This window comes from Actinosynnema sp. NPDC037264 (assembly GCF_055603705.1).
The window spans coordinates 1-8772 of record NZ_JBVJVK010000120.1 but is presented as its reverse complement, the minus strand read 5'-3'; the positions used below and the strand labels follow the sequence as shown (position 1 = coordinate 8772).

9 protein-coding genes and 1 tRNA gene are annotated in these 8772 nt (G+C 70.5%); 1 reads left to right on the top strand and 9 read right to left on the bottom strand.

Annotation, left to right across the window (positions count from 1 at the left end; translation table 11 throughout):
* Nucleotides 1-956: 956 nt before the first annotated feature.
* The 9 genes from ACZ7GX_RS45370 to ACZ7GX_RS45330 all read right to left on the bottom strand — a co-directional run bounded on the left by ACZ7GX_RS45370 (nt 957) and on the right by ACZ7GX_RS45330 (nt 7366).
* Nucleotides 957-1280 (bottom strand): hypothetical protein, encoded by a 324-nt coding sequence (locus tag ACZ7GX_RS45370; RefSeq protein WP_233812235.1) that lies wholly within the window; start codon nt 1278-1280, stop codon nt 957-959.
* Nucleotides 1281-1296: 16 nt separating this feature from the next.
* Nucleotides 1297-1707 carry a YbaB/EbfC family nucleoid-associated protein gene (locus ACZ7GX_RS45365; RefSeq protein ID WP_498786871.1) on the bottom strand — a complete coding sequence of 137 codons (411 nt, stop codon included), beginning with the start codon at nt 1705-1707 and terminating at the stop codon, nt 1297-1299.
* 8 nt (nt 1708-1715) lie between these two features.
* Nucleotides 1716-2369 carry a WXG100 family type VII secretion target gene (locus ACZ7GX_RS45360; protein WP_498786870.1) on the bottom strand — a complete coding sequence of 218 codons (654 nt, stop codon included), beginning with the start codon at nt 2367-2369 and terminating at the stop codon, nt 1716-1718.
* 13 nt (nt 2370-2382) lie between these two features.
* Nucleotides 2383-2625 (bottom strand): hypothetical protein, encoded by a 243-nt coding sequence (locus ACZ7GX_RS45355; RefSeq protein ID WP_498786869.1) that lies wholly within the window; start codon nt 2623-2625, stop codon nt 2383-2385.
* Nucleotides 2626-3033: 408 nt separating this feature from the next.
* Nucleotides 3034-3106, bottom strand: a tRNA-Ala gene (locus ACZ7GX_RS45350).
* A gap of 129 nt (nt 3107-3235) precedes the next feature.
* Nucleotides 3236-4003, bottom strand: a complete 768-nt coding sequence (locus ACZ7GX_RS45345) for a DsbA family protein (protein ID WP_498786868.1) — start codon at nt 4001-4003, stop codon at nt 3236-3238.
* Between the two features lie 67 nt (nt 4004-4070).
* Nucleotides 4071-5387 (bottom strand): MFS transporter, encoded by a 1317-nt coding sequence (locus ACZ7GX_RS45340; RefSeq protein ID WP_498786867.1) that lies wholly within the window; start codon nt 5385-5387, stop codon nt 4071-4073.
* Nucleotides 5388-5448: 61 nt separating this feature from the next.
* Entirely contained in the window at nt 5449-6261 is an 813-nt protein-coding gene (locus ACZ7GX_RS45335; RefSeq protein ID WP_498786866.1) for a GNAT family N-acetyltransferase, read from the bottom strand.
* 4 nt (nt 6262-6265) lie between these two features.
* The gene (locus tag ACZ7GX_RS45330) at nt 6266-7366 is read right to left on the bottom strand and encodes a glycosyltransferase (RefSeq protein ID WP_498786865.1); all 1101 of its coding nucleotides are present in this window, start codon (nt 7364-7366) and stop codon (nt 6266-6268) included.
* Between the two features lie 29 nt (nt 7367-7395).
* Here ACZ7GX_RS45330 and ACZ7GX_RS45325 point away from each other — a divergent pair.
* Nucleotides 7396-8772: helicase-related protein (locus ACZ7GX_RS45325; RefSeq protein ID WP_498786864.1), on the top strand; the 1377-nt coding region annotated here is incomplete at its 3' end.

Below are 8772 nucleotides of genomic sequence, written 5' to 3'. Positions count from 1 at the left end.
CCTGCTCGCTCAACCTCACCTCGGCGGGCGGCCGTCCGATCCGCGTCATCCACCCACACTAGACTTAGTAGGCGGATTTCCGGCGGAGGACACTACGGAGGTCGAGTCGATACTCGATGCGGACCCTCTCTCCGGGGTCCTGACCTCGACCCGGGCATCGCGGCCAGGACTCCTGGTCAACCATGATCGCCGACCCTGCCGAGTTGCCCGACCTACGGCTGCGGATGCGGGGAGCGGGTGATGACCTCGGAGTGCGGTTACGAGGTTGTCCGCCGTCTCCACGCCGCGGGTAAGAGCGCGGTCACGCCCCGGCTGGCCGGTCCGCCGGAGATCCGGCGAGCGAGCGCTGTCATCGGAGATCGTCCGATAACCCTGGCCTGTTTGGACCAGGCAGACCCCGGTGATCCGATCACTCCGGCGGCCACACTCACCGAACTGATGTACCGAGCAGCGTTCGACGCATGGACCCGTCGCGCGAGCCGACATCCACCGGGACTGGTCGCTCCAGACGGACCCCGGACGGCTCGCCGCCACTACCGAAGGTGATGCGGACAGCCGTCGAGTACGTCGAGCAGCACGGCGGGTTCCTCGATGAGAGGCAGGACGACCTGGCATCAAGGGCCCGTACACGAATCGGGTTCAGAGAGCGGTCCACCGTGCGCTCGGCCATGCCGATCACGGCACACCGCGGGACACCGTCGAACGCATCGCCGCAGTGGCAGACGACTACGGGCTCAGCATCCCCGAACCACCAGGTCCTCTGCCGCCTGCGAATCTTGAAGACATCTACCTGGTCTGCCGGATTGCGTCGTGCCGGCTCCCGAGATTGCGCCCATACATCAGTAGGGACTGGTCAGCTGCGACGCCCGTGGCAAGGAATTCTGTCACGGGCGTCGATCAGCACACCTCCCCCAGCCGGGTTCCTCAGTGGACCACCGAAGCAGCTGTTCCCGCTTTCAACGCCGTTGGGCAGCACGGGCACGCCGCGCGGTGATGACGACCGTGACGAGGCTGAGCGCCATGCCGACCACGGCGAACAGCACGCTGGCGACAGCCGGTGTGATCGGCAGCTCCACGGTCACCTCACCGCTTCGACAAACAACGGCCGGTGTTGCGTCGAGACGCAGCTCGGCCACTGCCTGGGCCGACGCCAGTTGCCTTGCTGCATCGCTCTCGCACCACTGGTAGGTCGACGCGATCTGAGCGAAGCCGAGTGCCGCGACCCCGAGAAGGATCGCGAAGACCAGGGCGCACGCCACCGCGAGGCCGCGGTCGTTCATGTGTGGTCGTGACATGTCAGCGCAGGTGGCTCCGGTCCTCGAACCACTCGTCGTCATCAGGGCGGTGTGCGGTGTGGCGCCGGTCAACCGGTGGCGTCTCGGGAGCAGCGGTGACGTGCTGCTTCAATGCCAGCGCGTCGTCGAGTTCACGCGCGAGGTCGGCCAGGTTGAAGTCGAGCACCTCGGCAGCCCGCTTGGCCGCCTCGTGCGCCGCCATGAGCTCCTCGGTCAACCAGGGCTCTCCGCCCTCATAAAGGGTGTTGGGGGCGATGTGCACGCGGACGAGCTTGCCCATCATGTCCACCCACACCGTGACCGCACCGCTGGGTGACACACCGTTGTACTGGCTGAACAGCGCTTTCTCCGGGTCGCGCCTGATCTTGGCGAAACGTTCCTGCGCCTGCGCGACCATCTCCTGCGGGTCCACGTCCCCTCCTAGGGCTGGAACTTGCCCAGTGACTCCATCGCCTTGGCGGCGTCCGCGGACGCCTCGGCGCACTTGGCGATCTGCTCGTCGGCCTTGAACTTCTGCGAGTGCCACCACGCGGCCAAGCCCACCAGGACGCCGAGGATCCCCAGGATCAGTCCCACAACGGCGCCGATCCCGGTCAGACCGACGATGATGCCCGCGATGACACCGATGATGCCGACCACGAACCCGATGGCGCTCCAGATGTTGTTCCACATGTCCGAGGCCTTGAACTCGAAGCCGTCGGCGAGGTCGACCAGCGCCTGACCGACGTCGTGAGCGGGCTTGCGCATCTCACCCAACGCCTGCTTCATCCGGTTGATGCGCTCGGTATAGGCGTTGCTCGCCTCACCGGTCCATGCCGAAGCCTGGTTGGCCGCCGTCTCCAAGCCCTTCACGCAGCCGTCGATCGCCTTGCCGAGCTGATCCGCCCCGTCTGACTGCCCGGTGCCCCACACGTCCCGCCCGATCCGGCGGAACGACTCCGGGTCGATGTCCCTGATCACCCTCAAGGTGGCTTGGATGGACGGCAGACCGGGAGCGTGCCGGGCCGCGAACCCGTCGATCTCCCCCGCGTCCGACAGCAACGCGTCCGTGATCACGGTCTGAAGAATGCCCACGTGCTCCCCCCGGTCATTCCGGGTAAATCCGGCGCAGCCCTTCACCGATGAGCTTCTCGGCTCCCACGTACTCCTGCTGCGTCCGATGGACGCCGTCGATCGCCGTCTCGATCGTGGTGTGGACCCGGTTGATGAAGTCCTGCACGGCCTGACTTGTCCGGGCGTAGTCCTGGTCGACGAACTTCGTCAACGCCAGGATCACCTCGTCAACGGTCTCCTCGATGTTCTCGTGCGGGCTCACGGACTGCACCGTCATGCTGCCCTCGAGGCTGGCCTTGGTGCGGAAGTCCTGTAACCCCAGCGCCTCCCCAGCTGCTCTGAGACTGGCCTTCAGCTGCTCGAACTCAGCTGGGTCCAGCGCATAGCCCTTACCAGGAGTCCCCACTTCGTCACCCCCTGCGACCATCCCGTTCCGCAATGTAGCAGCAGGCATCAACCGCCACCCTCGAAATGATGAAGCGGCCCGAAAAGTCGTCAGACGGATCCACCCGGCCGGCTTAGTGAGACCTGGAGCACACTGCTGACAACATTTCGTCCGGGGCGACCGTCTGCTCCAGATTTGCTCCAGCTCGGCCGGCCCAGTCCACAATGGACGGAAAAGCAAGATCGCCCGCCACCTGCATTACCGCAGGTCAGCGGGCGAATCAGTCGAACTATTAACTTGTGGAGCTGAGGGGACTCGAACCCCTGACCCTCACACTGCCAGTGTGATGCGCTACCAGCTGCGCCACAGCCCCTTGCCTGCACGTTTCCCGGCGGTTGGGGCCGCCGTTCTCGTGTGGCAATACCGTACAACACGGCACCCGCAGGGACGAAATCGGGGGGTTGGTTTCGGCATCCGGGCTGCTGAGCGGGGGTGTGGCGGGCTACTTGAGCAGGTTGGTCAGCCAGTCGCGGTCGTCCCAGGAGACGATCTCGCCGTCCCTCATCACGGTGGGGGTGCCTTCGAACTTGCCCGTCGCCCGCACGGCGTCCAGCTCGGCCTGCGCGGCCTGCTCGTGCGCACCGCTCTCCACGCACTGCTTGAACGCGTCACCGGTGATCCCGAGGTCCGTGCCGAGCTTCACCAACTCCTCCTTGGTGTGCCCCGGACCACCTTCCTCGGGCTGCCGCAGGAACAACGTCTCGTGGTACTCCCAGAACTTGCCCTCATCAGCCGCGCACAACGCCGCGTTCGCCGAATCACGCGAGTAGCCCTCCGGGTCCGAGAGCCGGTTCAGGTACGGCAGGGCGTGGTAGCGGACCTTGAGCCTGCCCGCCTCGATCTCCTGCTTGATCTGCTCGCCGTAGGCCTTCTTGAAGGCGCCGCACGCGGGGCACAGGAAGTCCTCGTACAGGTCGATGGTGACCTTCGCGCCGTCCTTGCCGACCACCACCGCACCGCCCTCGCGGACGATCGGCGCCGACACACCGCTGACCGCGGGCGGGTTGGCCAGCGAGTCGTCCGAGCCCGAACCGGAGTCCGAGGACGACCAGATGACCCCGCCGATCACGGCCACGGCGAGCACCACGACGACCACGACCCCGATGATGACCTTGGTCCGGTCGTTGGACGCACCGCGCGCCGCGACCACCGCCTTGGTCGCACGCTGCTGCTGCTTCTTCTTCCGAGCGTTGCGCTCCGCGCCACCCACCGCACTGCCCTCCCGGTCACAACCCGGCCCGCAGGCTACCGAGAGATGCTGAGCGGAACCTGAGCGCTCACGCGTCCGGCTGACGCGGACGACCCGCCACGCGCTCGCCCACCGGCACCTCGGGCCCCTCGTCCAGGCACCCGGACTCACCGGCCACGTCCGACGCGACGTGCGTCTCCTCGGCCTTCGGCAGCGTCTCGGGCGAGAACACCCAGAACACCAGCGCCACCGCGGCCATCGCACCCGTCAGGGTGAACGCCGCCTGGTACGAGAACTGGTCCACCAGCACGCCGGCGAGCAGCGGCCCGACGATCGCGCCGCAGTCGGCGACCATCTGGAACGCCGCCAGCACCGGCCCGCCCTTGGCCTTCGACCCGATCACGTCGGCCACGACGGCGTTCTGCGGCGGGTTGAGCAGACCGGCGCCGATGCCCGCCACCAGGGAGGCCACCATGAACATCGGCACGCCGACGCTGAACCCGAGCCACACCGTGCCCGCCGCGGACACCGCGAGCCCCGCGATGGCGACGGGCTTGCGGCCGATGGTGTCCGACAGCTTCCCGGAGATCATCAGCACGGCGGCGTTGCCGGCCGCGAACACCGACAACGAGATGCCGGCGATGGCGGGCGTGCTGTGCAGCGCCTCGACCACGAACAGCGGCACCAACGAGATCCGCACGCCGAACACGGCCCAGCCGTTGGCGAACCCCGAGGCCAACGCCGCCCGGTACGCCGACAGCCGCACGGCCGCGCGCACCGGCATCGACTCCTGCTCGACCGACTTGTCCAACGCCGCGGCGAGCGTGGACCGGCGCAGGAACCACCACACGAACGCCGCGGCCACCACGAGCGCCACCGCGTAGGTGACGAACGGCACCTGGATCGAGATCTCCACGAGCGCCGCGCCGACGATCGGGCCGCCGATGTTGCCGAGCAGGAACCCGGTCGCCCACAGCCCGGACGCCCGGCCCCGCATGGGCGCCGGCGTGATCCGGATCAGCAGGCCCACGGCCGCCACGGTGAACATGGTCGACCCGATGCCCGCGAACGACCGGAACACGATGAGCTGCCAGTACGCGGTGGCGAAGCCGCACGCGCCGGTGCCGGCGGCCACGATGAGGATGCCGACGATGTAGACCCACGTCTCGCCGAACTTGTTGACCAGTCGGCCGCTCATCGGCGCGAACAGGAGCCTGACCAGCGCGAACGAGCTGACCACGGCGGACACGGCGAACGTGCCGACGTCGAAGCTCTTGGCGTACGCGGGCAGGACGGGCGCCACGATGCCGAACCCGAGGGCGATGATGAAGCTCGCCACGACGAGCACCCACACCTCGCCGGGTAGCCGGGGCTTGACCTTCACGTCGGACCCGGTCCCCAGCACTGTGCGCCCCTTCCGATCTCCGTTAGCCGTGCTAAGGATATGCGGTACGGCAACTAATTACTCAATCGAGCAGCTCGTCGACCCTGCGTGCGTACGCCGTTACCGGATAACAAACGTCGAAGCCGCAAGCTTCCACGAACCGCTCCCCCGCCCCGCCCTCGGCCACGTGCGAGGCCACCAGCAACGCGCCCGCCTCCCGCAGCTCGGCCACCACGCCGTCGACCAGCGCCTTGCCCAACCCGCGACGACGACGTGCCGGCCGCACGACCGCGTGCTCGACCAACCCGACCCGGCGCTCGCCGAACCCGGACGCGAACCCGCCGATCCGGTCGCCGTCGTCGACCACCACGAACACGCACCGCGGGTCGTCCACCCGCTGCCCGAGGTGCCTCAGCAACCGCGGCCCGTCCACGCCGAGGTCGTCGGCCAGCAGTTCGGCGATGCCTTCGAGGTCGCCGTCCCGCGCCGGCCGCACGAGTGGCGACCGCCGCACCTCGCCCCGGTGCACGACGGCCAACGACTCCTCCACCGCGTGCCACCCGGTGTCGTCGGCGATGCCCTCGATCTCGGCCACCGTGGTCGGCGACGCGTACAGCACCGCCTCGGCGCGCCCCACGTCGGCGAACGTCTGCTCCAGCCGCATCAACGTGCCCGCGACCTCGGCCGACGACCCGTACACGCCGCACGCGTGGTTGCCGCCGGGCAGCGGGTTGTCCCGGTTCACCACGACCTGGGCCACGCCGACGCGGCCGACCTTGCCGTACCGGACGGCGCCGGCGGCCAGCCGGGTGGCTTCCACCAGCCCGGCCAGGTCACGGGCCCGGTACGGGTCGAGCAGCTCGGGGTCGTCGGGATCGCGCAGCGGGTCAACCACGACGTCAGCCTCGCACGTCCCGGCCCTTCCACTTCGTGGTGCCGCGCAACGCCCGCCACGCCGCGTCCAGCGTCATCGCGCCGAACGTGACGTAGGCCAGCGGCGCGAGCACGGCCGCCGACTGCGGTTGCCTGCTCCGCCGCAGGAAGATCCACTCGGCGAGCGACTGCCCGAGCCAGACCAGCATGCCGGGCTTCGACCCGCGCAACGCCGTCACCACCGGCACGACCCCGTACGCGATGTGCGCGAGACCGGTCGACCCGAGCGACAGGAACGCGCTGGCGGGCCCCTTGGCGTACAGGGACGTGCCGGCGACCATGCTCTTGCGCATCGACGCCCACGTGCCGCCGAACGTGTCCAGGCCCGACGTGATCAGGGAGTCCGCGCCGTCCACGTACCGCGTCCGGCCGCCGGTGTCGCGGACCAGCGTGGCGAAGCCGACGTCGTCCGCGCGCGACCCGGCGATCGCGGCCCAGCCGCCGGCCCGCTCGTACGCCGTGCGGCGGACCAGGATGCAGTGCCCCACGGCCAGCGCCATGCCGCGCCGCCCGTCCACGGTCGTCGTCTCGAACAGCAGCTGGTTCACCGGCGGCAGCAGCAGCCACCACCCGGCGCTCGGCCCGGCGCCGCGCCCGGACGTGGACACCAGGTCGAGGTCGTCGCGCCGGGCGCCCGCGAGCAGCCTGCCGACCAGGTCGGGCGCGGCCTCGGTGTCGGCGTCCACGAACAGCAGCCAGTCGGTGTCGGCGTCGGCCGTGCCCACGTGCAGGGCGTGCACCTTGCCCGCCCAGCCGGAGGGCGGCCCGGAACTGCTCACCAGCCGCACGCGCGGGTCCTCCGCGGCGTGCCGCCGCACGATGTCGGCGGTGCGGTCGGTCGACGCGTCGTCCACGACCACGATCCGCAGGTCCGCGTAGTCCTGCTTGCGCAGGCCGGTGATGCACCGGTCGATCACGCTCTCCTCGTCGCGCGCGGGCACGACGACGGTCACCGGACCGGCGTCGACCTGTGCCGCCGGCAGCCGCTCCACCTCTTGCCAGACCTTGATCGTCACGGCCGCGCGGGCCAGGGCCACCGTCGCGCCGAGGATCCCCCATTTCCCCATGAGTCCACAGTGGCACAAGACTGGGCGGCGTGGAACTGCCGAACCTGCCGATCCGACCGCTGCTCGGCGAGATCGCGGCCACGCTGACCGCGCACGGCTCGGCGGTGCTGGTCGCGCCACCCGGCACGGGCAAGACGACGTTGGTGCCGCTGGCGCTGGAGGGTCGCGTGGTCGTGGCCGAACCACGTCGGCTGGCCGCGCGCGCCGCCGCCGCGCGGATGGCGAGCCTGCTCGGCGAACCGGTCGGCCGCACGGTGGGCTACTCGGTGCGCGGTGACCGCAAGACCTCGAAGGACACCCGGATCGAGGTCGTCACCTCCGGTCTGCTGGTGCGGCGGTTGCAGCACGACCCGGAGCTGGCGGGCGTCGGCACGGTGCTGCTGGACGAGTGCCACGAACGGCACCTGGACGCGGACCTGCTGCTGGCGCTGCTGCTCGACGCACGGGCCGGGCTGCGGCCGGACCTGAAGCTGCTGGCCACGTCCGCGACCGTGGCCGCCGACCGGCTGGCCCACCTGCTCGGCGACGCGCCGGTGATCCGGGTCGAGGCGCGGACGTTCCCGGTGGACGTCGTGCACACCCCGCCGGCGCGCCAGGAACGCGTCGAGGCCACGACGGCCCGCGCGATCCGCCGGGCCTTGTCCGAGGTGGACGGTGACGTGCTGGCGTTCCTGCCGGGCGTGGCGGAGATCCGGCGGTGCGCCGCCCTGATCGGCGACGACGTGGACGTGCTGCCGCTGCACGGTCGCCTCGCCGCCACCGCGCAGGACGACGCGTTGCGGCCCGGAGCCAGGCGACGGGTCGTGCTGGCCACCGCGATCGCCGAGTCGAGCCTGACCGTGCCGGGTGTGCGGGCGGTCGTGGACGCGGGCCTGGCGCGGGTGCCGCGGGTCGACCACCGGCGCGGGCTGTCGGGCCTGGCCACGGTCCGGGTCAGCGCGGCGGTGGCCGACCAGCGCGCGGGCCGGGCGGGACGTGAGGCGGCCGGCAAGGTCTACCGGTGCTGGCCCGCGCACGAGCACAGCACGTTGCCGCGCTACCCGGAGCCGGAGATCCGCACCGCCGACCTGACCCGGCTGGCCCTGGAACTGGCCTGCTGGGGCGTGCCGGACGGCGAAGGGCTCGCTTGGTGGGACCCGCCACCGCCGGGTGCGCTGGACGCGGGCCGTTCGGTGCTGCGCGCACTGGGCGCGCTGGACGCGAACGGCGCCACGGACCGGGGCCGCCGGATGGCCGACCTCGGCCTGCACCCCCGGCTGGCGCGGGCGTTGCTGGACGGCGCGGCGGCCGTGGGCGCGCGCAAGGCCGCCGAGGTGGTGGCGCTGCTGGACGACGACCGCGCGAGCTCCGGGGTCGAGCTGGCCACCCGTGACGCCGACCCGCGCGAGGTCCGCCGCCTGGCCGCG

Excerpts from the sequence above, each read along its gene's own strand:
- ACZ7GX_RS45355 (WP_498786869.1), bottom strand. The coding sequence starts at position 2,625 with ATGACGGTGCAGTCCGTGAGCCCGCACGAGAACATCGAGGAGACCGTT.
- ACZ7GX_RS45370 (WP_233812235.1), bottom strand. The coding sequence starts at position 1,280 with ATGAACGACCGCGGCCTCGCGGTGGCGTGCGCCCTGGTCTTCGCGATC.
- ACZ7GX_RS45330 (WP_498786865.1), bottom strand. The coding sequence starts at position 7,366 with ATGGGGAAATGGGGGATCCTCGGCGCGACGGTGGCCCTGGCCCGCGCG.